The organism is Eggerthella sp. BIOML-A1 (assembly GCF_009875595.1).
Lineage (GTDB): Bacteria > Actinomycetota > Coriobacteriia > Coriobacteriales > Eggerthellaceae > Eggerthella > Eggerthella lenta.
The window spans coordinates 1-26049 of sequence record NZ_WWRZ01000004.1 but is presented as its reverse complement, the minus strand read 5'-3'; the positions used below and the strand labels follow the sequence as shown (position 1 = coordinate 26049).

General features: G+C 65.9%; 20 protein-coding genes and 1 tRNA gene. 13 read left to right on the top strand and 8 right to left on the bottom strand.

Features of this window, described 5'->3' with window-relative positions:
- Positions 1–54: 54 nt before the first annotated feature.
- From GT590_RS05355 to GT590_RS05345, 3 genes are all read right to left on the bottom strand, one after another.
- The gene (locus GT590_RS05355) at positions 55–1977 is read right to left on the bottom strand and encodes a heavy metal translocating P-type ATPase (RefSeq protein WP_086414590.1); all 1923 of its coding nucleotides are present in this window, start codon (positions 1975–1977) and stop codon (positions 55–57) included.
- A 99-nt stretch (positions 1978–2076) separates the two neighbouring features.
- The gene (locus GT590_RS05350; RefSeq protein WP_021410676.1) at positions 2077–2295 is read right to left on the bottom strand and encodes a cation transporter; all 219 of its coding nucleotides are present in this window, start codon (positions 2293–2295) and stop codon (positions 2077–2079) included.
- Between the two features lie 86 nt (positions 2296–2381).
- A complete protein-coding gene (locus tag GT590_RS05345; RefSeq protein ID WP_086414589.1) occupies positions 2382–2783 on the bottom strand; it encodes a helix-turn-helix transcriptional regulator in 402 nt (133 codons plus the stop codon).
- A gap of 174 nt (positions 2784–2957) precedes the next feature.
- Between GT590_RS05345 and GT590_RS05340 the strand changes: the two genes are divergently transcribed.
- From GT590_RS05340 to GT590_RS05330, 3 genes are all read left to right on the top strand, one after another.
- Positions 2958–3701 carry a 4Fe-4S dicluster domain-containing protein gene (locus GT590_RS05340; RefSeq protein WP_086414588.1) on the top strand — a complete coding sequence of 248 codons (744 nt, stop codon included), beginning with the start codon at positions 2958–2960 and terminating at the stop codon, positions 3699–3701.
- 207 nt (positions 3702–3908) lie between these two features.
- Positions 3909–4844: an AraC family transcriptional regulator gene (locus tag GT590_RS05335; protein ID WP_086414587.1), complete on the top strand. Its 936-nt coding sequence runs from the start codon at positions 3909–3911 to the stop codon at positions 4842–4844.
- A 4-nt stretch (positions 4845–4848) separates the two neighbouring features.
- Positions 4849–5796 (top strand): DMT family transporter, encoded by a 948-nt coding sequence (locus GT590_RS05330; RefSeq protein ID WP_009306958.1) that lies wholly within the window; start codon positions 4849–4851, stop codon positions 5794–5796.
- Positions 5797–6179: 383 nt separating this feature from the next.
- Here GT590_RS05330 and GT590_RS05325 read toward each other — a convergent pair whose 3' ends face one another.
- The gene (locus GT590_RS05325; protein WP_021410115.1) at positions 6180–6956 is read right to left on the bottom strand and encodes an SOS response-associated peptidase family protein; all 777 of its coding nucleotides are present in this window, start codon (positions 6954–6956) and stop codon (positions 6180–6182) included.
- A 299-nt stretch (positions 6957–7255) separates the two neighbouring features.
- Here GT590_RS05325 and GT590_RS05320 point away from each other — a divergent pair, with 299 nt between their 5' ends.
- Positions 7256–7606 (top strand): metal-sensing transcriptional repressor, encoded by a 351-nt coding sequence (locus GT590_RS05320; protein WP_021410114.1) that lies wholly within the window; start codon positions 7256–7258, stop codon positions 7604–7606.
- A gap of 99 nt (positions 7607–7705) precedes the next feature.
- Positions 7706–10285, top strand: a complete 2580-nt coding sequence (locus tag GT590_RS05315) for a heavy metal translocating P-type ATPase (protein ID WP_161170941.1) — start codon at positions 7706–7708, stop codon at positions 10283–10285.
- Positions 10286–10337: 52 nt separating this feature from the next.
- On the opposite strand, the gene GT590_RS05310 is transcribed toward GT590_RS05315, so the two are convergent.
- On the bottom strand, positions 10338–11474 hold the full coding sequence (locus tag GT590_RS05310; RefSeq protein WP_009306962.1) for a histidinol-phosphate transaminase: 1137 nt from the start codon (positions 11472–11474) through the stop codon (positions 10338–10340).
- 103 nt (positions 11475–11577) lie between these two features.
- Here GT590_RS05310 and dinB point away from each other — a divergent pair, with 103 nt between their 5' ends.
- Positions 11578–12906: a DNA polymerase IV gene (gene dinB / locus GT590_RS05305; RefSeq protein ID WP_181872172.1), complete on the top strand. Its 1329-nt coding sequence runs from the start codon at positions 11578–11580 to the stop codon at positions 12904–12906.
- A gap of 209 nt (positions 12907–13115) precedes the next feature.
- Here dinB and GT590_RS05300 read toward each other — a convergent pair whose 3' ends face one another.
- On the bottom strand, positions 13116–13994 hold the full coding sequence (locus GT590_RS05300) for a DegV family protein (protein WP_009306964.1): 879 nt from the start codon (positions 13992–13994) through the stop codon (positions 13116–13118).
- A gap of 215 nt (positions 13995–14209) precedes the next feature.
- Between GT590_RS05300 and ileS the strand changes: the two genes are divergently transcribed.
- Genes ileS through GT590_RS05285 form a run of 3 tightly spaced genes read left to right on the top strand, consistent with a single transcriptional unit; the run spans position 14210 to position 18793 of the window.
- The gene (gene ileS, locus GT590_RS05295; protein ID WP_009306965.1) at positions 14210–17056 is read left to right on the top strand and encodes an isoleucine--tRNA ligase; all 2847 of its coding nucleotides are present in this window, start codon (positions 14210–14212) and stop codon (positions 17054–17056) included.
- 4 nt (positions 17057–17060) lie between these two features.
- On the top strand, positions 17061–17762 hold the full coding sequence (gene lspA / locus GT590_RS05290) for a signal peptidase II (RefSeq protein ID WP_009306966.1): 702 nt from the start codon (positions 17061–17063) through the stop codon (positions 17760–17762).
- On the top strand, positions 17759–18793 hold the full coding sequence (locus GT590_RS05285) for an RluA family pseudouridine synthase (protein ID WP_009306967.1): 1035 nt from the start codon (positions 17759–17761) through the stop codon (positions 18791–18793). The genes lspA and GT590_RS05285 overlap by 4 nt, the downstream gene beginning before the upstream one ends.
- Before the next feature lies 1 nt (position 18794).
- On the opposite strand, the gene GT590_RS05280 is transcribed toward GT590_RS05285, so the two are convergent.
- Positions 18795–19610 carry a putative ABC transporter permease gene (locus tag GT590_RS05280; RefSeq protein ID WP_009306968.1) on the bottom strand — a complete coding sequence of 272 codons (816 nt, stop codon included), beginning with the start codon at positions 19608–19610 and terminating at the stop codon, positions 18795–18797.
- A 94-nt stretch (positions 19611–19704) separates the two neighbouring features.
- On the opposite strand from GT590_RS05280, the gene hemH reads away from it, so the two are divergent.
- Together hemH and coaBC are read left to right on the top strand one after the other, a co-directional pair.
- Positions 19705–20736 (top strand): ferrochelatase, encoded by a 1032-nt coding sequence (gene hemH / locus GT590_RS05275; protein ID WP_009306969.1) that lies wholly within the window; start codon positions 19705–19707, stop codon positions 20734–20736.
- Positions 20729–21949: a bifunctional phosphopantothenoylcysteine decarboxylase/phosphopantothenate--cysteine ligase CoaBC gene (gene coaBC, locus GT590_RS05270; RefSeq protein WP_021409354.1), complete on the top strand. Its 1221-nt coding sequence runs from the start codon at positions 20729–20731 to the stop codon at positions 21947–21949. The genes hemH and coaBC overlap by 8 nt, the downstream gene beginning before the upstream one ends.
- A gap of 54 nt (positions 21950–22003) precedes the next feature.
- Here the strand turns inward: coaBC and GT590_RS05265 are convergent, their stop codons facing one another.
- Positions 22004–23971, bottom strand: a complete 1968-nt coding sequence (locus GT590_RS05265; protein WP_021409355.1) for an FAD-dependent oxidoreductase — start codon at positions 23969–23971, stop codon at positions 22004–22006.
- Positions 23972–24169: 198 nt separating this feature from the next.
- Here GT590_RS05265 and GT590_RS05260 point away from each other — a divergent pair, with 198 nt between their 5' ends.
- Together GT590_RS05260 and GT590_RS05255 are read left to right on the top strand one after the other, a co-directional pair.
- Positions 24170–25729, top strand: a complete 1560-nt coding sequence (locus tag GT590_RS05260) for a response regulator transcription factor (protein ID WP_161170940.1) — start codon at positions 24170–24172, stop codon at positions 25727–25729.
- Between the two features lie 85 nt (positions 25730–25814).
- Positions 25815–25891 (top strand) — tRNA-Pro (locus GT590_RS05255).
- Positions 25892–26049 lie beyond the last annotated feature (158 nt).

The window sequence follows — 26049 nt, the reverse complement described above, 5'->3', positions numbered from 1 at the left end:
CGCGCCGCCTCTCTCGGGGCGGCGCGGGCGATTCGCTCGGATGACGCAAGCGGCTTACTTCTTCACGTTCATCGCCCTCATGGCGTTCAGGATGGCGATCACGGCAACGCCTACGTCGGCGAACACTGCCAGCCACATGTTGGCGATGCCCACGGCCGCCAGGACCAGCACGAGAAACTTGATGCCGAGGGCGAACACGATGTTCTGCCACACGATGCCCATGGTCTTGCGGGCGATGCCGATAGCGCGGGCGATGTTGGACGGCTTGTCGTCCATGAGCACCACGTCGGCCGCCTCGATGGCCGCGTCCGAGCCCATCGCGCCCATGGCGATGCCGATGTCGGCGCGCGTCAGCACGGGCGCGTCGTTGATGCCGTCGCCCACGAACGCGAGCTTGCCCTTGCCGGAGCCCCTCTCGTGCGTCTCCTCCAGCAGCTTCTCTACTTCGGCGACCTTATCCTGCGGCAGCAGCTGCGCGCGGAACTCGTCGATGCCCAGCTCCTTCGCCACGGCTGCTGCCACGTCGGCGCGGTCGCCCGTCAGCATGACGGTTTTCTTCACGCCTGCGGCTCGCAGCGCGGCAACGGCCTCAGCCGCGTCGGGCTTGACGACGTCGGCGATGACGATGTGCCCGATGTACTCGCCGTCAAGCGACACGTGCAGGATGGTGCCGGTCAGCTCGCACTCGTGGCAGCCCACGCCGCATTCGCTCATCAGCTTGTCGTTGCCCACCAGCACCACGTGCTCGTCGATCTTCGCGCGCACGCCGTGGCCGCTCTGCTCCTGCACGTCGTCGATGCGCTGCTGGTCGATGGGCCCCGAGTACGCCTGCTTCACCGACAGCGCGATGGGGTGGTTCGAGTACGCCTCGGCGTGCGCGGCGATGGACAGCAGGCGGTCGGGGTCGATGCCCGCCTGCGGGTGGATGGCCACCACGTTGAACGAGCCGTCGGTGAGCGTGCCGGTCTTGTCGAACACGACGGTCTCGGTGCCGGCCAGCGTCTCCAGGTAGTTGCTGCCCTTCACGAGAATGCCCAGGCGCGAGGCGCCGCCGATGCCGCCGAAGAACGACAGCGGCACGCTGATGACGAGCGCGCACGGGCACGACACCACGAGGAAGATGAGCCCGCGTTGCACCCATTCCGACCAGCTCTGGCCCAGCAGCAGTGGCGGTACGACGGCCAAGAGCACCGCGATGCCCACCACGGCCGGGGTGTAGTAGCGCGCGAAGCGGGTGATGAAATTCTCGGTCTTGGCCTTCTTCTCGGCCGCGTTCTCCACGAGCTCGAGGATGCGGCTCACGGTGGACTCGCCGAAGGGCTTGGTCACGCGCACGGTGATGAGGCCGGTCATGTTGACGCAGCCCGAGATGATCTCGTCGCCCTCGCGCACTTCGCGCGGCACCGACTCGCCGGTGAGGGCCGCGGTGTCCAGCTGGGACGTGCCGGACAGCACCACGCCGTCGAGCGGCACGCGTTCGCCGGCTTTCACGACGATCTCGTCGCCCACGGCCACCTCGTAGGGGTCCACCTGCACGAGCTGCCCGTCGCGCTCCACGTTGGCGAAGTCGGGCGCGATGTCCATCATGTCGGCGATGGATTTGCGGCTCTTGCCCACGGCGTAGCTTTGGAACAGCTCGCCTACCTGGTAGAACAGCATGACGGCCGCGCCTTCGGCCATGTGCGGGTCGCTGTCGGGGAACAGCACCAGCGCGAACGCGCCGATGGTGGCCACGCTCATGAGGAAGTTCTCGTCGAACACCTGGCCGTGGCCGATGTTCTTCGCCGCGCGCAGCAGCACGTCGTAGCCGGCGATGAGATAGGGGACGAGGAACAGCGCGAACTCCGCCCATAGCGCCGCCGTCTCGCTGCCGAGCCACGTCGACAGCGGAAGCAGCTCCGCCACGACGTACACGACGACGAACAGCGCGATGGCGAGGAGGATGCGGTTTCTCGTGCGTTTCTGTTTCTTGTTCATGATCTCCAACCTTGTGGTCCGGGGAAGGGCGCACCGCGCCGCCGGAATGTTTCACGTGAAACATCCGTTCGCGCGGGCGGCTCTTCGATTGTCGGCGGGTTAGCGCAGGATGACGCAGTCCGGCTCGAACTTCTTGCAGGCGCGCTGAGCTTCGTCCAGCACCGCTTCGAAGCGGTCGTCGTCGGCTTCCAACACCAGCTTCTGCGTCATGAAGCTGATGGAGGCGCTTTTCACGCCTTCGATGTTCTTGATGGCGTTCTCCATCTTCGCAGCGCAGTTCGCGCAGTCGAGATCCTGGAGTTTGAATGCCTTTCGCATGGCGGTGTCCTTTCGTTTCGGCGTAGTTGCGAGCGGGGGCGCGCGGTGCGGAGTCGAAGCATCCCGTGCCGCGGCCGATGCGGGGCTTATTCGCAGATATGGGTCATGCCCTGGGCGAGCATCGTGTACACGTGGTCGTCCGACAGCGAGTAGATGACGTTCTTGCCGTCGCGCTGGAACTTCACGAGACGGGCCTGCTTGAGCGTGCGCAGCTGGTGCGAGACGGCGCTTTGCGTGGCGCCGATAAGCTCGGCGAGGTCGGCGACGCACAGCTCCTGGCCCATGAGCGCGTACAGCATCTTGATGCGCGTCGTGTCGCCGAACACCTTGAACAGGTCGGCGAGGTCGTACAACAGCTCCTCGTCGGGCATGCACTCGGGGCTCGGCGCGACCGCATGCTCGGCGCTGCCGCACGAGCAGCCGTTGTCGTGCGCGTTCTGGGCGTCTTCGCTTCCGGGTGCCGCTTCGGTAATCTTGTCTGGCTTCATTCCGTCAACCTCTCAACATATGATCAACTGTTCATAAGTATACGGACAACAAGGTTCGTGTCAAGGGGCCGAAGGGGAAATTCCCGCTTGTTGTATTTCCAACGCAGCGCGCTGTCGAGCCATGCTATGCTCCCGGACGATAGCGAAGAGGACGACTTGTTTCGGGAGGAATCTATGCTGCGGAAGATCATCGAGATCGACGAAACGGCCTGCAACGGCTGCGGCCTGTGCGTCGCGGCGTGCCATGAGGGCGCCATCGGCCTGGTGGAGGGCAAGGCGCGCCTGCTGCGCGACGACTATTGCGACGGGTTGGGCGACTGTCTGCCCGCGTGCCCGACCGGCGCCATCTCGTTCGTGGAGCGCGAGGCGGCAGCCTACGACGAGGCTGCGGTCAAGGCTCGAACGGCGCAGGAGAATTCGGTCGCACGCCTGTCGGGCGGCTGTCCCGGATCGCTCTCGCGCTTCTTCGCGTCCGAAGATCCTGAGGCGAAGCCCGCCCGGCCTTCCGCTTCCGCCCCCGTCGCCGAACCGGTTTGCGAAGAAACGCCCTCCCAGCTTTCGCAGTGGCCGGTGGAGATCAAGCTCGCGCCCGTGCAGGCGCCGTATTTCGCGGGCGCGCACGTGCTGATCGCCGCAGACTGCACGGCGTTCGCCTACGCCGACTTCCATCGCGGCTTCATGCGCGGGCGCGTCACTCTTATCGGCTGCCCCAAGCTCGACGGCGTCGACTACAGCCAGAAGCTCGAAGCCCTGTTCGCCTCCAACGACATCGCGTCGGTCACCGTGGCGCGCATGGAGGTGCCGTGCTGCGGAGGCCTGGAACATGCGGCGCGCGCCGCGCTCGAGCGCAGCGGCAAGAACGTGCCGTTCGAGGTGGCGGTGATCTCGACGAAGGGCGCGCTGCTGGAGCGCCGCTAGCGAGCGAAGCCGCGATCCCCCCGGAGGGGCGTTTGCGTGAAGGTTTCCCGTCGGCGCAGCCTCTCGCAGATGTTTCACGTGAAACATCTGTACGGATAGACGCGGATGCGCGGCGCGCGAAGGAGGCGCGCGCTTCCGCCCGCAATTTCGTACAAGCGGCTCGGTGCGGTTCGTGGTATCGTTTCCTGCTTGGACGAAAGGTTTTGGATGGAGACGATCGAATCTTGGAACGCGCGCCCCGACGTGCGCGGCGCGCGGCTGGCCGACCCCGACATGGGCGCCGAGAACCGGCGCATCGCGCCGTTCGGGCCGTGCCCGGGCGTGGAGTTCGTCACGCTCGAGGGCATCGTGCAGCCGTTCCCGCTCCATTTCCACGATTTCTGGACCATCGGCCAGATGGTGGGAGGGCGGCGGCGCATGACGTGCCGCGGCGAGGTGCACGATCTGGGGCTCGAGGACTTCGTGCTGTTCGGCCCCGGCGAGGTGCACGGCTGCAAGCCTTTGGACGACGCGCCGCTCATGTACCGCAGCGTGGTCGTGCCCGTCGGCCTGTTCGCGCAAGCGTTCGCTGAATCACACGGTATCGGCGCCGCGTCCCTGCTCGACGGCGGCCCCGCTTGCCGCTTCAAGTCCGTGGTGGTGCGCGACGTGGCTCTTTCGGCGTGCATGGACCGGCTGTACGCGTTCGCCCGGGCCGATTCCGCGCATGACCCGCTCGAGGAGGAGGAAGCGCTTTGGGCCCTCCTCGCGCAGACGGCGCGGTATTGCGAGAGCGCGGCGGCCGAGCCCCCGGCGCCCGAGGCTCCCTCCGCGGCGAACGTGGCGCGGGCGCGGGCATACCTCGAAGAACGGTTCGCCTCGTGCATCACTCTCGACGACCTCGCGCGTTGCGCGGGCGTGTCGCGCTACCACCTCATCCGCGTGTTCTCCGAGGAAACGGGCCTCACGCCGCATCGCTACCTGCAGGCGGTGCGCGCGAACCGGGCCCGCGACCTGCTGGCGGCGGGCGTCGACCCGGCCGAGGCGGCCGCGCGGTCGGGGTTCGCCGACCAGGCGCACATGGGGCGCGTGTACAAATCGTTCTACGGCATCACCCCCGGCAGCTACCGAACGGCGGCGCGCACGCGGGTGCGGGAAGGATAGCGAGATGGCGGTTCAAACAAGCGAGGCCATAGAGGGGGCGCCGGCGGATCAGCGCCGCCCCGCCGTGCGCGGGCATGCGCTGGCTTTGGTCACCGTGGTGGTGTGGGCGGTCACGTTCGTATCCACGAAGGTGCTGCTCGTGCACCTCGCACCCATCGAGATCCTGTTCTTCCGCTTCGTCATCGGGTTCGTCGCGCTCGCGCTCCTGCGCCCGCGCATCCTGCACGTCCGGGGCTTCAAGGAGGAGCGGTGGTTCATGCTGGCGGGCGCTACCGGCGTGACGGTGTACTACCTGCTGGAGAACATCGCGCTCACGTTCACCACGGCCTCCATCGTGGGCGTGGTGGTGGCCGCGGCGCCGCTGTTCACCGGCGTCGCGTCGGCCGTCGTGCTGAAAGAGCGCCTGCGCGCGCCGTTCTTCGTCGGCTTCGCGGTGGCCATGGCGGGCGTGTGCCTGGTCAGCTTCGCGGGCGGCGCGTCGGGCGGCCTTGTCGCAGAAGGCGGGCTGGGGCAGGCGGGGCTCATCGGCGTGGCGCTGGCCTTGGCGGCGGCGGGCACGTGGGCCGTGTACTCCATCGTGACGAAGAAGCTCTCGACGTTCGGCTACGACAGCATCCTCGTCACGCGCCGCACGTTCGCCTGGGGTCTCGCGTTCATGCTTCCCGCGCTGCCGCTTCTGGGCTTTTCGCCCGATTGGGGCTCGCTCGCCGCGCCCGAGATGTGGGGCAACCTCGTGTTCTTGGGGCTGGGCGCGAGCGCGCTGTGCTTCGTGACGTGGAACATGGCGGTGAAGGAGCTGGGGCCGGTGAAGACGAGCCTGTACATCTACCTCGTGCCGGCGCTCACCGTGCTGGCCTCGGCCGCCGTGCTGGGCGACCCGCTCACCCCGCCGGTCGTCGCCGGAGTCCTGCTCACCATCGCAGGGCTGTTCCTTTCCGAGCGCGGGAAGTAGCGCGCCGCGAGGCGGCGCACGCGTCCGAAAGCAACGTCGGTGGCGAAAAAGCATCGGATTCGGAAGTTCGCAAGGGGTTCGAAGGCGCAGCGCAAGCTGCCTTTCCGCATAGTGCCCGATCGCAGAAGGGAAGCCGTGGGATTGCGCCCGCTCATCCCCGCGAAGCTCGCGGCTTTCTTCCGAATTCGATATGTTTTCTCCATTACACGTCTAACCGGCTGCACGGAGATGCTCGGGACTGGGCGGCTTCGAGCGAAGGGTTCCACCGAACATCGTTCGTCGAATGGAAAACACGCACGGATGTTTCACGTGAAACATCTGTGCGTCGCGATGCCGAGGGATGTCGGCTCCGTCGCCGCTCCGGCGTCGAAGCTTTCGCCGGCTCAACGCTCGGGACGCGCGGTCAGCCGCACGGCACCGCGGTCGAGCAGCGGCTCGTAGACGCCGCGCAGCCATAGGGCGGCCTCGCCCGGTTCCAGCGCGAGCGGCATGCGGTTGTGCACGGGAGCCACGGCGGCGTTCGGTTCGGTGGTGACGAGCGAGAACCGTCCGCGATCGTGCACGCCCGCCAGCAAGAGCGGCGCGCCGTCGGGCGCTGCGAAGGCGTACTGGCGCTTCACGGGGCGCCCGGTGCGCTCGCTCGGCACCGTCTCGGTCGCATGCGATTCGTAGAAGCCCCGAGCAGGCACCAGGCAGCGACGACGTGCGAAGGACTCGGCCCACATGCTGCCCTCGCCGCGCAGAGTCGTCTCGATGCGCGTGTTGAACACGGGTCCGTTCTTCCAAGGAACCTCGTATCCCCAGGCCATATGGGCTACCGCGAGGCCGCATCCGTCGCCCGCGGCCACGATGAGCGGCACGACCGATGAGGGAAGCGCCTCGGGGCGGCTCGCGCGGCCGATCACGCCGGTTCCGCGGGCTTCTGCCGGCTCGTCCGATTCGTCGTCGAACAGCGAGAGCTGCACAGGCGCCTCTTCGCGTTCCGCTCGCTGCTCGGCGCGGTCCGGCTGCGCGGATTCGGGGAAGAAGAGGAAGTCCTCATAGGCCTCGATCGGGTCGAGCGAAGCCAGCTCGTCCGCGTGCGCGGCCAGGTCGCGCTCTATCTCCGCAGCGATGCGGGCGACTTCGTCGCAGTCGATCGGTATGAAACGGCGGCACATCCACGGCTCCTTCCTCGCGTTTCCGCTCGCATCCAGTGTAGCGGTTCGCACGACGATGCGGGGCTACCGTGCGGTGTCCTTCGCGTGACGGCCGCGTTCCGGCTCGGCTGCGCCGCTACCTTTCGCATTGGCTGCAGCGCGGGCGAGCCGCCTCCGCGACGTCGGCGGCGCGGCCCTCCGTAACGCGTGCCGTCGCTCCCTCCGTTCAAGCGCTCGCGGACGAAGGGGTTGACAATACCCTTAAGGGGTATATACTCGCGCTTGGATACCCTCATGGGGTATAGAAGGAAGGAATCGTCATGACCGAGAATCACGCGCAAGCTGAAAACGCCGCCTTCTCGTCGCGCCCCGCGTCGACGTGCTGCTGCCACCGTAAGGAGACGCCGCGCTCGGAAGAGCTGCAGGCCGACCTTCATCGTCGCTTGAACCGCGTGATCGGGCAGCTGGGCGGCGTGAAGACGATGATCGACGACAACCGCTACTGCGCCGACGTGCTCACGCAGCTGGCGGCCGCGGAAAGTGCGGTTCACAGCATTTCCGCCGTGGTGCTGCGCAACCACCTGGAAACGTGCGTGGTCGAACAGATCGAACGCGGCAATGTGGAGATCATCGACGAGGTCATGAACCTGTTGAAGAAGTTCTCGCGCTAACCCGCGCTGAAAGACAAGGCCGTTCGTCCGTTTGTCGCGGATGTTTCACGTGAAACATCCGTTCGCGCGAAGGGGAGGGCGGCTGCGAAGGAGTAAGAAGTGAAGCAAACGTTCGATGTCACCGGCATGACGTGCGCGGCGTGCTCCGCGCGCGTGGAGAAGGCGACGCGGGCCGTGCCGGGCGTGGCCGACGTGGCCGTGAACCTGCTGAAGAACAGCATGGACATCTCGTTCGACGACGGCGCGGAACCGTCGGCCGTGACGGTCGCCGTCGAGGCCGCGGTCGACAAGGCGGGCTACGGCGCCGCCGCGCGCGTCCCGGCAGGCGCGAGCGGCGGCCGGCAGGGCGCGGGGAGCCGTGCGGCCCAGGCGCGCCCCGTGGCCGACGCGGCCGCCGAGGCCAAGCATGTTCGCATGCGCCTCATCGTGTCGGCCGTGTTCACGATCCCCTTGTTCTACCTGTCGATGGGACACATGTTCGGCTGGCCGCTGCCCGGGTTCTTCCTGGGGGACGAGAACGTGCTCACGTTCGCGTTCACGCAGTTCCTGCTGTTGCTGCCCGTCGTGTTCGTCAACTTCAAGTTCTTCCGCGTGGGCTTCAAGACGCTGTTCCACGGCGCGCCGAACATGGACTCGCTCATCGCGCTCGGCTCGACGGCGGCCACGGTGTACGGCATCTACGCCATCTACAAGATCGGCATCGCGCTGGGCGCGGGCGACCTGCACGCCGCGCACCTGGCGGCCATGGACCTGTACTTCGAGTCGGCGGCCATGATCCTCACGCTCATCACGCTGGGCAAGTACTTCGAGGCGCGCGCGAAGGGCAAGACCACCGACGCCATCGCCAAGCTCGTGGACCTCGCGCCGAAGGAGGCCACGCGGCTTGTGGACGGCCGCGAGGAGCGCGTCGCGGTGGAGGCGGTGCGCGCGGGCGACGTGCTGGCGGTGCGCGCGGGCGAGGGCGTCCCCGTGGACGGCACCCTGCTCGAGGGCTCGGGGACGGTGGACGAGTCGGTGATCACGGGCGAGAGCGTGCCCGTGGACAAGCGCCCCGGCGATGCGGTGACCGGCGCCACCGTGAACCGCACCGGATGGTTCACCATGCGCGCCGACCGCGTGGGCGACGACACCACGCTGGCCGGCATCATCCGGCTCGTGGACGAGGCCACATCGACGAAGGCGCCCATCGAGAAGATCGCCGACAAGATATCGGGCGTGTTCGTGCCCGTGGTCATCGTCATCGCCGTGGTCACGTTCGCCGTGTGGATGCTCGGTGGCTCGACGCTCGAGACGGCCATGTCGCACGCCATCAGCGTGCTCGTCATCTCGTGCCCGTGCGCGCTCGGCCTGGCAACGCCCACGGCCATCATGGTGGGCACCGGGCGTGGGGCGACCAACGGCATCCTCATCAAGTCGGCCGAGGCGCTGGAAACCGCCCACGACGTGAAGACCGTCGTGTTCGACAAGACGGGCACGGTGACCGAGGGCGCGCCGAGCGTCACCGACGTGGTCCCGGCCCCGGGCGTGGGCGAGGAGCGCCTGCTGGAGCTGGCGGTGTCCATCGAAGGCCGCTCCGAGCACCCGCTCGCCCGCGCCGTGTGCGACTACGCGCGCAGCCGTCATGCCTACCCGCTGCTCGTGGAGGACTTCAAGCAGGTGCCCGGCGAAGGGGTGGCGGCGCTCGTCGACGACCGCCCGTCATGCGCCGGCAACCTGCGCATGATGGAGGCCCGCAACGTCGCGGTGGGCGCGTTCGCCGAGGAGGCGCAGCGGCAGGCCGACATGGGCAAGACGCCGCTCTTCTTCGCGCAGGACGGCGAGCTCCTGGGCGTGATCGCCGTGGCCGACACGGTGAAGCCCTCGAGCGCCGCCGCCCTGGCCACGCTTTCGGCCATGGGCATCCGCACGGTGATGCTGACCGGCGACAACGAGCGCACCGCCGCCGCCATCCAACGCGAGGTGGGCGCCGACGAGGTCATCGCCGGCGTGCTGCCTGACGGCAAGGAACGCGAGATCCGCCGCCTGTCCGAGCAGGGCCGCGTGGCCATGGTGGGCGACGGCATCAACGATGCCCCGGCGCTCGCGCGCGCCGACGTCGGCATCGCCATCGGGGCCGGCACCGACGTGGCCATCGAGAGCGCCGACATCGTGCTCATGCGAAGCGACCTTTTAGACGTGCCCGTCTCCATCCAGCTTTCGCGCGCGACGCTGCGCAACATCAAGCAGAACCTGTTCTGGGCGCTCGTGTACAACGCAGTGTGCATCCCCGTGGCCGCCGGCGCGCTGTCGTTCATGGGCCTGAACCTCAACCCCATGATCGCTGCGGCCGCCATGAGCCTGAGCTCGGTGTGCGTGGTAACGAACGCCCTGCGTCTGCGCGGCTGGAAGCCCGACCTCCCTGCGGCACCGTCGGACGCCCCCGCGTCCGCGCCCATCGACAGCACCGAGTCCGACAACCCCAACGAAAAGGAGAGTACCATGGAGAAGACCCTGAACGTCGAAGGCATGATGTGCCAGCACTGCGTCGCCCACGTGAAGAGGGCGCTGGAAGGCGTGGAGGGCGTGGAAGAGGCCGTCGTCGACCTCGATGCCGGCACCGCCACCGCGAAGCTCGCGCACGACGTGCCGGAAGACGTGCTGGCCGCCGCGATCGTAGAGGCGGGCTACGAGGTGAAGTAGGCCCCGACTGTCATCCTGAGCGCAGGCGGTGTGTGTCAAGGCGAGCTGCGCCCTAGCAGCCCACGACGATCTCGCGCAGAGCCGCCACCAGCTTCTCGTTGTCCTCGCGCGTGCGCACGGCAACGCAGAAGTAGCGGCTGTCCTCGAGCGCGGGAGTTCCTTCCAGCTTGCGCACGAGGAACCCGGCCAATTGCAGGCGCTGGGCCAGCTCGTCGGTGTTCGCCACGCCCAGCGCCAGGTCGGGGCCGGCGTCGAACGTGCACATGACGTAGTTCGCCTCGGCGGGGAAGATGTCGATGCCGGGGATGAGGTTGAGCATGCACTGCAGCCAGGGGATCTCGGAGTCCAAGAACTCGCGCGTGCGCTCGAGGTGCTCGGTCTCCGTGAGCGCCAGCTCGCCGATCACCTCGGCGAACATCGGCACGCACGAGCTGTCGTAAAAGCGCGTGATCTGCGCGATGGTGTCGGGATGCGCGATGCAGTAGCTGATGGGGATGCCCGGCATGGCGAACGGCTCGCACAGCGAGCGCACCACCACGAGGTTGCGGTGCTCGTTCACGAGGGATACCATGCTCTCGCCGCCCAGCGTGAGCTCGATGGACCGCTCGTCAACCACCACCCAGGTGCAGGCGTCGAGGTAGGCAAGCAGCGTCGGCTTCGGCAGCAGGCGGCTGGTGGGGTAGCCCGGGTTCGCCAGCACGGCGGCGTCGAACACGATGCCGTGGCGCTCGGCCGCGGCCGGATCGGGCACGGTGAAGCCGGCGGGGCTGGCGATCTCAACCACGCGATGCCCGGCATTTCCTGCGGCCAGCGCGTACTCCACAGGGCCGGGAACGGCCACACCCACGGTGCAGGGCTGGTAGGTCTGGGCTACGGCGCGCACCATGTCGCCCACGGTGGAGCCCACGAGAAACGATTCCACGGACAATCCGAACTTGCGGGCCAGCACGCTGCGCAGGGCGTGAGCCTCGCGGTCGGGCGGGTAGTTCAGCTCGCCGGCGGCGAGCGCGGTCTCCATAGCGCGGATGAAAGAAGGGGGCGTGCCCAAGGGGTTCGCCGTGCCCGAGAAGTCGATCCAGTTCATCTCCGAGCGCATCTCGTAGGGAGGAGACAGCAGCTGCTCGGGCAGCGCGGTCACGCAGGCTCGTACGCTGGGAAGCGCGTCGGTGTCTCGCTGCGTCATCGTCATGTCTCTCCCTCCCCGCATGTTGCCTCGTGGCTCGAGGCAAGGAATGAATATCCTAGCACAAGTTCATTACGCCCGGACAGGGCATGGTAGACTTATTCGCGCAATGCGATCCTATTCACCACAGACCGATCCCGAACGGCCCGCCAGCGGCGGCGGCTACGCCATGCCGCTCGAGCCGTGGGAGGGCCCGGCCATCCTGCTCGTGGACCTCGACGCGTTCTTCGCCTCGGTCGAGCAGCTGGACCATCCCGCCTGGCGCGGCAAGCCCGTCATCGTGGGCGGCGACGCCGACAAGCACGGCGTGGTGTCCACGGCGTCCTACGAGGCGCGCCCGTACGGCGTGCGCAGCGCCATGCCCTCTTCCACGGCGAAGCGCCTGTGCCCTCACGCCATCTGGACGCACGGCCGCTTCGACCGCTACCGCGAGATGTCGAACGCCATCATGGACATACTGCGCGCCGAAACGCCGCACGTGCAGCAGGTCAGCATCGACGAGGCGTTCATGGATGTGTCTCCCACGTCGGTGAACCGAGAGCATCCCGTGCGCGTCGCGCAGCGTATCCAGCAGCGCGTCGAGGAGCTGGGCGTCACGTGCTCCATCGGGGTGGGCACGTCGAAGACCGTCGCGAAGATAGCCTCGGACATGGACAAGCCGCGCGGGCTGACCGTGGTGTACCCCGGAGGCGAGCGGGATTTCCTCGCGCCCCTGCCCGTGCGCACGATGAGCGGCATCGGAGCCGCAGCCGAGGAGAAGCTGCACTCCCGCGGCATACGCACCCTCGGCCAGCTGGCCGATGCGGACGAAGGAATGCTGCTGCGCGCGTTCGGCAAGAACGGCCGCGTCATGCACGTGCGGGCGAACGGGGGCGACGACGCGCCCGTGGAGCAGGACGACACGGTGAAATCGGTGTCGAACGAGATGACGTTCGCGGTGGACCTCACCACGCGCGAAGACGTCGAGGGCGCCATCGCCACCATCGCCGCGAAGGTGGGGCGCCGCCTGCGACGCAAGGGGCTGCGCGGCCGCACCCTGGGCCTGCGCATGCGCTACGACGACCGCAGCGTGCGCTCGGTGCAGCGTCAGCTGCCGGCGCCCAGCGACGACGAGCTTTCCTACACGCCGCTTCTGTACCGCATGGCCGACGAGCTGTGGCGCCCCGGCATGCCCGTGCGCCTCATCGGCGTGGCGATGACCGGGTTCGGCGGAGGCGAAAGCGTGCAGGGCAGCCTGTTCGACATCGCCGAGGCTGCTCCCAGCGACGACGATGTGGACCCCGTCATCAAAGACGAGGCGAAGCGGCGCGGACTCATCGAGGCAACCGACCTCGTCAAGGACAAGTTCGGCGAATCCGCGGTCCGCTTCGGCCGCGAGCTGCGAGGCGAGGGCAACACCACCGGCTCCGCCAGCAAGAACCCGGCCGACTACAAGTAGACATTATCAAAGCGAAGCCGGACGCAAGCGATATGCAGCCGCGAACCCTTCGAGAAAGCCGGCCTGAGGAGGTCGGGGCGGGCATGCCGCGCGCAGTTCCGCACGAGCCGAAGCGTCCTGTGAACGCTTCGAGCGAGCTCAGGACTGTTTGAGCACGGCATGTCTGCCCCGACCCCCAACAGGTTGAAAAATCGACAATGGACGCCAGGCTATCGCTTGTCGGCCAGGAAGAACAGCGCCATGGTGCCAGGTCCCGAATGGGCGCCGATGACGGGGTCGACGTAGTTGATGACGACCTCCTTCACGCCGAAGCGCTCCTTCACCTCTTGGGCCACGTACTCGGCGTCCTCGAGGCAATCGCCGTGCGTGATGAACACCATCTGCTGGTCGATGGGGGCGATGGCCGTCTTCTCCATGTGGTCCACCAGGGCGTGCAACGACTTCTTGCGTCCGCGCACCTTCTCCAGGGGGATGAGGCGCCCCTCGTCGTCCACGTGCATGACCGGCTTGATGTTGAGCATGGTGCCCGCCCACGCCGCGGTCTTCGACACGCGCCCGCCGCGGAACAGGAACATGAGGTCGTCCACGGTGAACCAGTGCGCCAGGTTCAACTTGTGCTGCTCTACCCAGTCGCGCACCTCGTCGATGGAGGCGCCGCCTCGGGCGCGCTGCACGGCGTGCCACACGAGCAGGCCTTCGCCGCCCGAGGCGGCCAGCGTGTCCACGGAGCGCAGCTTCCGCTCGGGGAACTCCGCGGCCAGCTGCTTCACCAGGAGCTCGACGGCCTCGTAGGTACCCGACAGCCCGCTGGAGAAGCCCAGGTACAGCACGTCGCGTCCCTGTTCCAGCAGCCCGCGCATGAGCGCCTCGGAGTCGGCCAGGTTCGGCAGCGACGTGGTGATCACCTTGCCGTCGCGCATCATCGTGTAGAACTGCTTGAGGTCGGTGTGCTGCCCCTTGAGATAGCTTTGATACTGCTCGCCGTCCACCATGAAGGTGAGGGGCAGGATATGCAGACCGAATTCGTCGATCATGTCCTCGACGAGGTTGCAGCTGGAATCGGTGACGATCTCGAAGTTCATCGGCATACGACGCGTCCTTCCTTGAAACTGCAGCGGTCGGAAAAACCCGAGCTTCCCGCTGTGAATATGCGATCGTTAAAAGTATACCGTTTAGCGTCGCGCTCCTGTGTCGCAATTTTGAAAAGTGCGGGCAGGCTCGCCGGAAACGGCGTTCGTTCCACTATACTATAGCGGTTTATGGCGACAGAAGCGCACATGCTTTGAGGAAAGGTACGGCACCCGTGGCGAACACGTACAAAGAAACGATGAACCTGCCGAAGACCGACTTCGCGATGCGGGCTAACCTGCCCGAGAGCGAGCCGAAGCGTCTGGCCAAGTGGGAAGAAGAGCATATCTACGAGCAGGTTCTCGAGAAGAACAAGGACGGCAAGCCCTTCATCCTGCACGACGGCCCTCCGTACGCCAACGGCCCCATCCATATCGGCCATGCCTTCAACAAGATCCTCAAGGACTTCGTGAACAAGTCCCATGCGCAGCGCGGGTTCTTCACGCCCTACGTGCCCGGCTGGGACTGCCACGGCCAGCCCATCGAGCATATGGTGGAGAAGACCCTCGGCCCCGACAAAATGGCCAAGATCGACCAGCCCACGCTGCGCCGCCTCTGCCGCGAATGGGCTGAGAAATACGTCGACGTGCAGCGCGAGGGCTTCAAGCGCCTCGGCGTGAACGCCGATTGGGAGCATCCGTACCTCACGTTCACGCCGAACTACGAGGCGGGCAACGTCGAGGTGTTCAAGCAGATGTACCTCGACGGCTTGGTGTACCGCGGCCGCAAACCCATCCACTGGTGCAAGCGCTGCCACACGGCGCTTGCCGAGGCCGAGATCGAGTACTCCGACGAGACGTCGCCGTCCATCTTCGTGAAGTTCAAGATGGATATCATGCCCGGCATGTTCGAGACTGCAGGCGCTGCGGGCGACGCCTACGTGCTCATCTGGACCACCACGCCCTGGACGCTTCCGGCGAACACGGCCGTGTCGCTGGCGCCCGACGCCGACTACGTGATGGTCCAGGCGGACGGCTCCAACATGATCATGGCGCGCGAGCTGGTGGAACAGGTGGCCGAGATCGCGGGCTGGGAATCCTACGACCTCGTGCGCGGCGAGGACGGCGAGCCCGTCGCGCTCAAGGGCCGCGAATTCACCGGCCTCACCTACACGTGCCCCGTCCGCCAGGACCTCAAGGGCACCATCATCTACGGCGACCACGTCACGCTGGACTCCGGCACGGGCGCGGTGCACACGGCTCCCGGCCATGGTCAGGACGACTACCTCGTGGCGCTGGAGTTCGACGTGCCGCTGCTCATGCCGGTGGACGACAACGGCGTTCTCACCGACGAGGCGGGCCCTTTCGCGGGCCTCGACGTTGACGAGGCGAACCCGGTCATCATCGAATGGCTGCGCGAACGCGGCACGCTGGTGGCCCAAAAGGAGATCCTGCACAGCTACCCGCACTGCTGGCGCTGCCACGAGCCGGTCATCTTCCGCGCCACCGACCAGTGGTTCGTGTCCATGGACAAGAACAGCCTGCGCGAGAACGCGCTCAAGGCCATCGAGAACGACGTCGAGTGGATTCCCGCGTGGGCTTCGAACCGTATCGGATCCATGGTGGCCGACCGTCCCGACTGGTGCATCTCGCGCCAGCGTTCGTGGGGCGTGCCCATCCCCGTGTTCAAATGTGCGAAGTGCGGCTCCACCGTGGCGAACGAGCAGACATTCGACGCGGTGATCGACCTGTTCTACCGCGAGGGCGCCGACGCGTGGTTCACGCGCGAGCCGTCCGAGTACCTGCCGCGCGGCGTGAAATGCGAGACGTGCGGCTGCACCGAGCTGACCCCCGAGAAGGACATCCTCGACGTGTGGTGGGAGAGCGGCGTGTCGCACACCAGCGTGTTGAAGCATCGCGAGGCCGAGGGTCTGCGCTTCCCGGCCGACATGTACCTGGAAGGCTCCGACCAGCACCGCGGCTGGTTCCAGTCGTCGCTGCTCACTAGCATGGGCGCGTACGGCGTGCCGCCGTACAAAGCCGTCATGCACTGCGGCTTCACCGTGGACGGCGAAGGCCGCAAGATGTCGAAATCGCTGGGCAACGGCGTGGATCCGGCCGAGGTCATGGCGAAGAGCGGCGCCGACGTGCTGCGCCTGTGGGTGGCCAGCGTCGATTACTCGCAGGACGTGAGCATCTCCGACGAGATCCTCCAACGCACCTCCGAGGCGTACCGCCGCATCCGCAACACGTTCCGCTTCTTGCTGGGCAGCCTGGACGACTTCGACGATCAGAAGGACGCCGTGTCCGATTGGAACGCGCTCGAGCCCCTCGACCAGTGGGCCATGGTGCGCACGAAGCACCTGCTGGACGACGTGAGCGCCGCCTACGACGCGTACAAGTTCCACTATGTGTACCGCGCCGTGTACGACTACATTGTGAACGACCTGTCGGCCGTGTACATGGACGCGACGAAGGACCGCCTGTACTCCGAGGCGCCTGACTCGCCGCGCCGCCGCGCCGTGCAGACGGTACTGATGAACATCCTCGAGGTGCTCGTGCGCGTGCTGGCGCCGGTGCTCTCGTTCACCACCGACGAGGTGTGGGAGCACTACCCCCAGGCCATGCGCGAGCGCGCAGGCCGCCCGACGAACGTGCAGCTGGCCGGTTGGCCCAAGGCGTCCGACTTCGCGCCCGCCATCCCCGCGGACGGGGAGCGCGTGTCCGAGGACTTCGGCGTGATCATGGGCGTGCGCGAAGTCGTGACCAAGGCGCTCGAGGACGCGCGCGGCCAGAAGGTCGTGAACAAGAGCCAGGAGGCGGCCGTCGTCGTGACCGCGCCCCGCGCCGTGCTCGACGCGGTGGAGCGCTATGACGCGGCGGTGTTCGAGGAGCTGTTCATCGTGGCGTCCGTGTCGTTCGCCGAAGGCGAGGAGCTGGCGGCGACGGTTTCGAAGACCGAGGCCGAGAAATGCCCGCGCTGCTGGAACCACCGTGCGCTCGGCGGCAACGCGAACCACGGATCCGTCTGCGAGCGCTGCGGCGATGCGCTCGACGCCATCGGCTTCGCGGAAGGGGAATAGGTTCTTGGATACGGAATCGCCCGACAAGCAGCCCTCCTCGCGTCGTCCCGAACGACCGGAGCGGGTCGATGGAATCGATGCGGCCTCGTCCGAAAGCGTTCCGACCCTTTCGGACGAGCGAGGCGATTCGAAGGAAGCCGCCTTTTCGGAGGAAGAAGCCCGGCAATTGAAGGCCGATCGCTCGCGTCACACGCTTGTGTTCGGCATCGTCGTGCTTGCATGGCTCGCTCTCGACACCCTCACGAAGAACTACTTCAACGGCTCGTATTCCATGGGGGAGGTGATCACGGGCCCGTTGCTCGGCCTCGTGCGGTTCCACCTCGTTCACAACACGGGTGCGGCTTGGGGCATGTTCGGCGACTCCACGTTCCTTCTGGGCGTTATGTCGCTGATCGTATGCGTGCTGCTCACGGTGTATCTGTTCTTCCTAGCGTATCGTCCCAACATCGTGCAGGTGGTGGGCGCGGCGCTCGTGGTGGCGGGCGGCCTCGGCAACGCGTTCGATCGCTTCGCGTTAGGCTACGTCGTGGACTTCATCGAGCCGGTGTTCATCGACTTCCCCGTGTTCAACGTGGCTGATATTGGCGTGACATGCGGATTCGTGCTATTCCTTGTCGGCGTTATCGTCAGCTGGCGCCACGAGGATCGCCTATCCGCAGAGCTTGCCGCGTCCGACGGCGAAGGCGAAGGAACCGACGCGCGATGAGCCGCATGTTGAGCTACGTCGCAGCACCCGACGACGCGGGTCAGCGCCTCGATGCGCTTTTGGCCGCGCGCGGTCTGTATCCCAGCCGTAGCGCGGCTGCGCGCGCGGTGGACGACGGCCTCGTGTTCGTGAACGGCGCGGAGGTTGCGAAGAAGCATCCCGTGGCGCCGGGCGACACGATCGTGTACCAGGTTGAGGAGCCGGTAGAGCCCGGCCCTTTGCGCGGCCAACCCATCGATCTGGACATACGCTTCGAGGACGAAGACCTCATCGTGCTGTCGAAGCAGGTGGGGCTCGTGTGCCATCCGTCGGTCGACCATGACGACGGCACGCTGGTGAACGCCCTCATCTACCACTGCGGCGCCGAGAACCTGTGCAACGTGCAGGGCGAGGACGACCGTCTGGGCATCGTGCACCGCCTCGACCGCGACACGAGCGGCCTCATGCTGGCGGCGAAGAACGACGAGACGGGCTATGCCCTCATGTCGGACATCCGCGATCGCGCGGTCGACCGACGTTACCTGGCGCTCGTGCACGGCGTGATCGCCCACGACACCGGTATGATCGACGCTCCCATCGCGCGCGCCGAGAAGGAGCGCACGCGCATGGCCGTCCGCGACACGCCGTCGGCTCGCGAGGCCATCACGACGTTTCGGGTGCTCGAGCGCTTCGAGCACGGGGGGCGCGACGACGGCTACACGCTCATCGACTGCAAGCTGTTCACAGGGCGCACCCATCAGATACGCGTGCATCTGGAGTACGCGAAGCACCCTCTTGTGGGCGACCCGGCGTACACGTCGGGCGCGCCGAGCGCGCCTGCGGCCGACCTCGGCCTCGACCGCCAGTTCCTGCACTCGTTCCAGCTGTCGTTCCAGCATCCCGTCACGGGGGAGGGCCTGCGCTTCGCGGACAACCTGCCCTCCGACCTGCAGGAAGCGCTCGACGACCTCGCCTCCCGCAGCACGGGCCGCACGACGGCGGGGGAGGAAGTGCGAGCGTTGCTGGAAGGCGCCCCGAGGCCGCGGCTGTAGCCTATCCCTTCCCGTACACGCTCATGTTCTGCATGCGGGATTGCAGGTAGCTGTCGGGGAAGTGCTCGTCGAAGAACCGCTGTTCCCACGTGGTGGCGGGCACGCCCGCGGCGCGCTGCCCCTCGCGGTCGAGCGCGAGCAGGGTGACGGCGATGTTCAGCGCCATAAACAGGCTGAGCGCCGCGGTGACCAGGCGTGCGAGCATGCTCCTGGCATCCACGTGCGAGAACACCCGCTTGATGAACGGCAGGATCGTGCGCACCCACACGAGGCCCAGAAGCCCCCACATCACGCCGAACGCGAAGTTCGTGCGGCCGTTGATGCTGCCGAACGTGCCGGTATAGTCCCAGGCGATGGCGCCCCACAGCACCTCCATGAGCCAGCTCGTCGCGTACTCCATCACCGAGCCCAGCAGCATGGCTATGAGGAAGATGATGAGGTTGTGCGAGTGGTAGAAGCGGTTGAGCGACACCGTGAGCACCACCGCACCCACGCCGTATATGGGCGAGAACGGGCCCCACACGAGGCCGGCGCGGCTTTCGTAGCCGCCGTACACGATGGCGTGGAACACCGTCTCCACTACGAGGCCGAACACGCTGCCTGCGACGAACAGCCAGAACAGCGTGAAGTAGTCGATCTTGAGGTATCCCTGGTTCGGACGGACCTGCTCGCGCGCCTCTTTGCCGATCTCGCGGAGGATGCCCGGATGCGGTTCGGGGCTTTCGCAGGGGGAGGAGCCGGCTTCGGGTTCCCGATCGGACGTTTCGGCCTGTCGCGACGTCGATTCCACAGCCGATTTTTTCGGTTCTTTCTCCATTCACCTGCCCTGTCGATAGTCAATGGGCTAAACTATAACAGATTTTCCAGGGCGGAATTCAACCGTTTCGTCATGTCTACTCCGCAGGAAGGTGATGAACATCGTGCCAGAGGGGAAGCGCTCGGGGGTGCTCCTAGTGAACACCGGCACGCCTACCGTGCCCAAGCCCCGCGCCGTGCGGAAATATCTCGCCAAGTTCTTGATGGACAAGCGCATCGCGCCGATGAACCGGGCAGGATGGTGGTTCGTCCTCCATCTGTTCATCCTCCCGAAGCGGGGACGCGCGTCTGCCGAGAAATACCAGAAGATCTGGACCGACGAAGGATCGCCGTTCACCATCGCCCATCAGAAGCTGGAGGCCGGCCTGGGGGCCGCGTTCGAGGACGAGGGGCTGGACGTTGCGGTGCGCTGCGCCATGAGCTACAGCGACCCGTCGGTGCTCGATTGCGTGCGCGAGCTCAAGGGCGCGGGCTGCACGCGTCTCATCGTGCTTCCGCTGTACCCGCAAAGCGCCTACTCGACCACCGGCTCTGTGTCCGACAGCGTGGAGCGCGCGCTCAAGAAGGCGCGTTGGGACGTGCCGTGCGACTTCGTCGACAACTACCACGACGACCCCACCTACATCCGCGCCATCGCTGCGTCCATCGAGCATGCCGGTTTCAAGGTGGACTCTGACGATAAAGTGCTGTTCTCGTACCATTCCATCCCGCTCGTGGACATCGAGGCGGGGGACACCTACGAGCTGCAGACGGGCGCCACCAGCTTGCAGGTGGCCAGCGAGCTGGGCATCGACCGCAACCGCTGGACCATCGGCTACCAGTGCCGTTTCGACAAGGGCCGCGAATGGCTCTCCCCGTACACGCGCGACGTGCTGACGCGCTGGGCGGAAACCGGAGTGGGACGCGTGTTCTTCATCTGCCCGAACTTCGCCGTCGATTGTTTGGAGACGCTCTACGACATCGACCACGAGCTCAAGCCGTTTTATTTCGACCAGATCAAGCAGGCGGGCCGCACGCCCGGTGAGGAAAGCTTCACGTACGTGCCCTGCCTCGACCGCAGCCGCGCGCACCTTCGAGTGCTTTCCGACGTGCTGCGCCCGCATATAGAGGAGGGCTCTCGTGACTAACGTGAACGAAGGCGCGGCAAACCCCGCGCAGAAGACCGTGCTTTTGGGCGTGACGGGGTGCATTGCCGCCTACAAATCGTGCGAGATCGTGCGGGGCCTGCAGAAGGCGGGCGTGCGCGTGAAGGTGGTCATGACCGAGCATGCCACCGAGTTCGTGGGACCCACGACGTTCCGCGCGCTCACGCACGAGACGGTGGCCGTGGGCCTGTTCGACGACCCGTCCGACCCCATCCACCACGTGTCGCTCGCGCAGGAGGCCGACGTGTTCCTCATCGCGCCGTGCACCGCGAACGTCATCGCCAAGATCGCGAACGGCATCGCCGACGACCTCTTGACCACCACGGCGCTGGCCACCACCGCGCCGCTCGTCATAGCGCCGGCCATGAACGTGAACATGTACGAGAACGGTGCCACACGCTACAACATAGGCAAGCTGCATATCCGCGGCGCGCGCTTCATCGATGCAGGCGACGGCTACCTGGCGTGCGGCGACATCGGCAAGGGCCGGTTGGCCGAGGTGGACGACATCGTGTCGGCAACGCTGGACGAGCTGGGCGTGAAGCGCGACCTGGCCGGGCGCCGTGTCATGATCACCGCGGGCCCCACGGTTGAGCCCATCGACCCGGTTCGCTACATCTCGAACCACTCCTCCGGCAAGACCGGCTACGCTCTCGCCCGCGCTGCGGCTCTTCGCGGAGCCGACGTGACGCTTATTTCGGGACCCGTGTCGCTGCCCGCCCCGCAAGGCGTGCATATGGTGCACGTGAAGACGGCGCGCGACATGTTCACGGCGGCCGAGGACGCTTTCGAAGACGCCGATATCGCCATCTTCGCGGCGGCGGTGGCGGACATGCGTCCGCGCGAGGCGGCCGGGCATAAGCTGAAGAAGGGCATCGCCGACGCCGAGCTGGGCACCATCGACCTCGTCGAGAACCCGGACATCCTGGCCACGCTGGGCGAGCGCAAGGAGCAGCAGGTGGTGGTGGGCTTCGCCGCCGAGACGAACGACGTGGTGGCGAACGCCGAGAAGAAGCTCGTATCCAAGCACGCCGATCTGGTGGTCGCTAACGAAGTGGGAGGCGGCCGCGCGTTCGGTGCCGACGACAACGTGGTATGGTTCGTGGACGATCAGGACGTCGAGGAGCTTCCCCGCATGTCCAAGACTCGCCTCGCCGACGAGATTCTCAACAAGGCCATGCAGTTCCTGGCGTAGGAACGGATGCAGGGCGCCTTGGACCGGCGCCCTGCATCTTGCGGCGGCCCTGCTCTAGGATGCCGCCTCTTCGCAGCACTTCTGCACGGCGGTGAGGAACGCTTGCGACGTGCGCGTCGCCCCGGCGACGGTGTCGACCTGCACGTCTTGGGCTTGGATGACGGCCGGTATCAAGACGTCCTCCATAGCCGCCTGCCCGACGTAGGGAGTTTCGAGCTCGCTTTCCTGGGCGATCGCGGCGATCGATCCTCCTTCGATGGTCACTTCCACCGTGATGTCGCTGAACATGCCGAACTCGGTGTCGCGGTACGTGCCGTCTTTGAGCGTCCCCTGCGGCATGGACCAGGCGGCTTCCAAGACGGATGGGGACGTGTCTCCCTCCGAAGTTACCGATCCCTTGCGCGACGAGCCTATGTAGGCGGCGGCGAAGCGGCTGGCGAAGCGGCCCGAGTTGATGTTGTTCGCGTTCGTGCCGCCCGGGACATTGATCGTGTAGATGTTGGGCCACAGGTCGGCCGAGTCGACGCCGGCCGAATAGAGGCCGGGTATCGGCTTGCCCGCTTTGTCGACGACCTCCATCTTGCGGTTCGTGCGAATGCCTCCGAACGTCACCATGCACGATTGCGGCATGTAGCAGAAATAGAAGGGCGGGTTGTCGAGCTTCTGCATATACTCGCTCGGCTTCCCGAAATAGGCGTCGTCGCCCTTGTCGCACATGTCGTTGTAGTCGGCGATCGAGGCGAGCACGGTGTCCAGATCCAGCCCGAACGCGTCGCATGCCTTCTTCGCCAGCTCCTCGAGCGTGTCGGCGCTGAAGAAGTCGTCGTGGGGGTTCTCCCGTATGCGCTGCGCAAGCTCCTCCTGGGTGGCTTCCCAATCGAGGCGAGGGGCTATCATGCCGTCGTAGGCATCCTTGAACACCTTGGCGTCGTAGATCGAGTAGAGCCGTTGGTGCGCGAGCGAGGGGATCATGTCGCTCATCCAGTTGTCGACGCCGGCCGATTCGGCGCAGAAGCGCTGGCCGTCCTCGTTGATCCACAGCGAGCAGGGATTGTGGCCTGCCACCACCAGCCCGTCTCCGCGGCCGTACGTGCCGTATTCGCCGCCGGGGGCGCCTGACACGGTCAACTGCATCAAGCCCGACATACGCGGTATGTTGCTGGCTCCGCCGGCTTCAAGCGCCATGCGCACCCCGTCGCCGTCGTAGCCGTAGAGGAACCGCTTGACGTTCGTCGTGTCCGAGAAGCCTCCTTCTTGGAGATACTCGTCGTTGTTGGCGAAACCGCCCGTGGCCAAGACCACCGCTTTCGCGTTCACCTGGACGTAGTCCCCGTTGAGCTTCTTCGCGTACACCCCGTTCACGGAACCGTCGCCGCCTTTGATTAGCTCTATGGCCGGGCAGTTCATGAGGAACTCCACGCCGAGTTCCTTCGCCTTCGAGGTCATCGCGGGCGAGAAGTCGTCGTGGGCTCGGTTTTCGCCGAACCAGTGGAACGTCTCGAACTTGCCGCCGTGATAATCGTCGACCACGCCGGTGAAGTTGACCCCGCATTCCTTGAGCCAGGCGATGTTCTCGCCCGAAGCCTGAACAAGGTCGAACCACTTCAAGCCGTTGGCTCGATTGTGGGAGTATTCCATCTCGGTGGATATGATCTCGGCGGGCTCGATGGAGATCCCGGCCGCTTGCTGCATCTCCGAATTGACAGCGAACACGCCTTCGGTGCCGATGCCGCCGCCTCCCGTTCCTCCCTGCTTTTCCAGGACCACTACGCCGAGCCCTTGCTGGGCGGCCTCGACGGCGGCGGAAAGCCCGGAGTTGCCGGCGCCGCAGATGCAGATGTCGCAGTCGTAGGTAGCCACTGCGTCGAACGTCTTGGTGCGGGCGCCCTTCTCGTCCTGGGGCGCATCCTGCTGCGATCCGCCCGTGTTCGCGCTCGTCGGCGCGCACCCTGCCAAACCCGCCCCTGCGATCAAGCCCGCGGTTCCGGCGATGCCGAGAAAGCTCCTTCTTGTCAGATCCATGATGCCTCCTTTTCGAATCCCTCCTGAGAACTTGCGGCGAAGCGCAGATCCTACGGGAATTCTATCGTCGCGTACGCTGCGCAGCCATCACCCGCCATAGGTAGAATCCGTGCGGACTGCGCGAGAATTACCCGTAACGGGTAAGGCCTCGAATGCAAAGTGGGGTATGATCTGAGAACCGTAGGGGAGGGGAACCGTATGGAAGCAGGAATCCTGTCTTTGAAGGAAAAGCCGCAGGAGGACAAGCTGCCGCATTACAGCTCGTATCACGCCATGGGCATTCTGCTGGCGCTGGTGGGCATGAGCGCCCAGTGGTCCTTTCTGCATTCGATCACGTTTTTGGGGAGCGTGATCGGCGTGCAGTCCGAAGTCGAGCCGGGCAGCGCGTGGATCGCCAACTCTTTGGGCACGTTCACCGTGTTCTTGCTGATCTTCGCGCTCTCTCGCCGAATAACCCCGCTTCTGGAGAAGCGCGCTCTGCATCCGGCAGCAGCGCTATGCCTGGTCGGCGGCATCGCGCTGCTGCTCGTCGGGAACCTGCTCTTTTCGTCGCCAGCATGCAACTATGCGGGCAACGTGCTCGTGGCGTGCGGGGCCACGCCCCTGATCATCATGTGGGGCGAGCTGTACAAGTACCTCGATCCCAAAGGCGAGCAGCTGTTGGTGACGCTTTCGGCCGCGACGCTCGCCGTCGTCGCGTATCTTGTCGAGATACTGCTTCCCGCGCCGTTGTCCGTGGCGATGTTCGCGATGCTGCCCCTCGTGTCCCTGGGGAGCCTCGCCGGCGCGCGAAGCAGGTTGGTCGGCTCCTCGGGGGCATGGCGCGCGAAAGGGGATTCCGCGAATCGCAAGTCGCCCGCGCTGTTCTTCGTCTGCATCGCCGTGTTCTCCATTCCGTACAACTACCTCCGCAATGCGGACGGGTTGCAGGCGGTGTATGCGAGCGCCGTCGAATGGCCGAGCGTGCTTGCAGTCGCGGCCGTGGCGCTGGCGCTCATCGCCCTGGCCGAGACTGCGGCGGAGCGTCGGGGCATTCTGCTCGTTCCCGGCTTCGTGCTCTGCCTCCTCAGTGCGGCCATGGTCACGTACCTGCTCGCGCGCGACGATTACGCCTTCGCAGTTCCCAGCCTGCTGTACACGGGATACTACTTGTTCCTGGCGATGGTGTATTTAGCCCTCGGGCCCATCGCGGCCACGACCGACGCGAATCCGACGCGCCTGTTCTCCAGCGCCATGCTCGCCAACGTAGGAGGACTGCTGCTAGGGTCGATCATCGCGGGAACCGAGCGGTGGTTCGGAGCACAAGGCACGGCCCTCACCGTGCTCGCTGTGACGTATGCCTTGCTCGTCGCGGGTTTCCTGCTGTTGGGAAGCAAGTCGTACAGCCTTTTTCGCGTGAACAACTTCGACGAGGAGGAATACTCGTTCGAGTACGTCGCACCCGTGAAGGCGAGGGTCGTCGAGGCCTCTTCCGAAGAAGGCGCGCGTCAGGAGAGCCGCGAGCCTTCGCTGGCGTCAGCTATCGCGCGCCAATGCGCGACGGTGAGCGCGCGGTATCGGCTGAGCGGGCGCGAGCGGGAAGTGCTTGCCGAGCTTGCACGAGCGCGCACCATCGCGTCTATTGCGGAAGAGCTCGTCGTGTCCGAGAACACCATCAAGGCTCATACGAAATCGATCTACCGGAAGCTCGGCGTCCATACGCGCGAAGAGCTTTTGCATCGCATCGAGGAATCTGAGAGGGAAGGCAAAATACCTTGAAGTAATGTCTTGCAAAGCCGGCAGGTTACCGTTAAGATAGTCAACGCTGTTTGGGAAGCTCGCAAGAGCAACCGGGCAAGCACAACGGGTTGTGGCGCAGTTTGGTAGCGCACTTGACTGGGGGTCAAGGGGTCGCAGGTTCAAATCCTGTCAACCCGACCAGCAACTTAGAGCAGGTCATCGGAGAAACCGGTGGCCTGCTTTTTTATGCTCAGCGGCGTGAACGCATCCCATCGGAAGCGTGGGTTATAGGCAAGAAAGTGTGTCCAGAGCCTAATCGTAATCCATGCGATAAGGGCCGCTTGCATGCAGGTCATTCC

What these genes read in the sequence shown, in the direction of transcription:
- GT590_RS05285 (WP_009306967.1), top strand. Translation starts at nt 17,759, where the DNA reads ATGAGCCGCATGTTGAGCTACGTCGCAGCACCCGACGACGCGGGTCAG.
- GT590_RS05265 (WP_021409355.1), bottom strand. Translation starts at nt 23,971, where the DNA reads ATGGATCTGACAAGAAGGAGCTTTCTCGGCATCGCCGGAACCGCGGGC.
- GT590_RS05350 (WP_021410676.1), bottom strand. Translation starts at nt 2,295, where the DNA reads ATGCGAAAGGCATTCAAACTCCAGGATCTCGACTGCGCGAACTGCGCT.
- GT590_RS05320 (WP_021410114.1), top strand. Translation starts at nt 7,256, where the DNA reads ATGACCGAGAATCACGCGCAAGCTGAAAACGCCGCCTTCTCGTCGCGC.
- GT590_RS05325 (WP_021410115.1), bottom strand. Translation starts at nt 6,956, where the DNA reads ATGTGCCGCCGTTTCATACCGATCGACTGCGACGAAGTCGCCCGCATC.
- GT590_RS05280 (WP_009306968.1), bottom strand. Translation starts at nt 19,610, where the DNA reads ATGGAGAAAGAACCGAAAAAATCGGCTGTGGAATCGACGTCGCGACAG.
- GT590_RS05355 (WP_086414590.1), bottom strand. Translation starts at nt 1,977, where the DNA reads ATGAACAAGAAACAGAAACGCACGAGAAACCGCATCCTCCTCGCCATC.
- GT590_RS05260 (WP_161170940.1), top strand. Translation starts at nt 24,170, where the DNA reads ATGGAAGCAGGAATCCTGTCTTTGAAGGAAAAGCCGCAGGAGGACAAG.
- GT590_RS05345 (WP_086414589.1), bottom strand. Translation starts at nt 2,783, where the DNA reads ATGAAGCCAGACAAGATTACCGAAGCGGCACCCGGAAGCGAAGACGCC.
- dinB (WP_181872172.1), top strand. Translation starts at nt 11,578, where the DNA reads ATGCGATCCTATTCACCACAGACCGATCCCGAACGGCCCGCCAGCGGC.
- GT590_RS05335 (WP_086414587.1), top strand. Translation starts at nt 3,909, where the DNA reads ATGGAGACGATCGAATCTTGGAACGCGCGCCCCGACGTGCGCGGCGCG.
- GT590_RS05300 (WP_009306964.1), bottom strand. Translation starts at nt 13,994, where the DNA reads ATGCCGATGAACTTCGAGATCGTCACCGATTCCAGCTGCAACCTCGTC.
- GT590_RS05330 (WP_009306958.1), top strand. Translation starts at nt 4,849, where the DNA reads ATGGCGGTTCAAACAAGCGAGGCCATAGAGGGGGCGCCGGCGGATCAG.
- GT590_RS05310 (WP_009306962.1), bottom strand. Translation starts at nt 11,474, where the DNA reads ATGACGATGACGCAGCGAGACACCGACGCGCTTCCCAGCGTACGAGCC.
- GT590_RS05340 (WP_086414588.1), top strand. Translation starts at nt 2,958, where the DNA reads ATGCTGCGGAAGATCATCGAGATCGACGAAACGGCCTGCAACGGCTGC.
- hemH (WP_009306969.1), top strand. Translation starts at nt 19,705, where the DNA reads ATGAACATCGTGCCAGAGGGGAAGCGCTCGGGGGTGCTCCTAGTGAAC.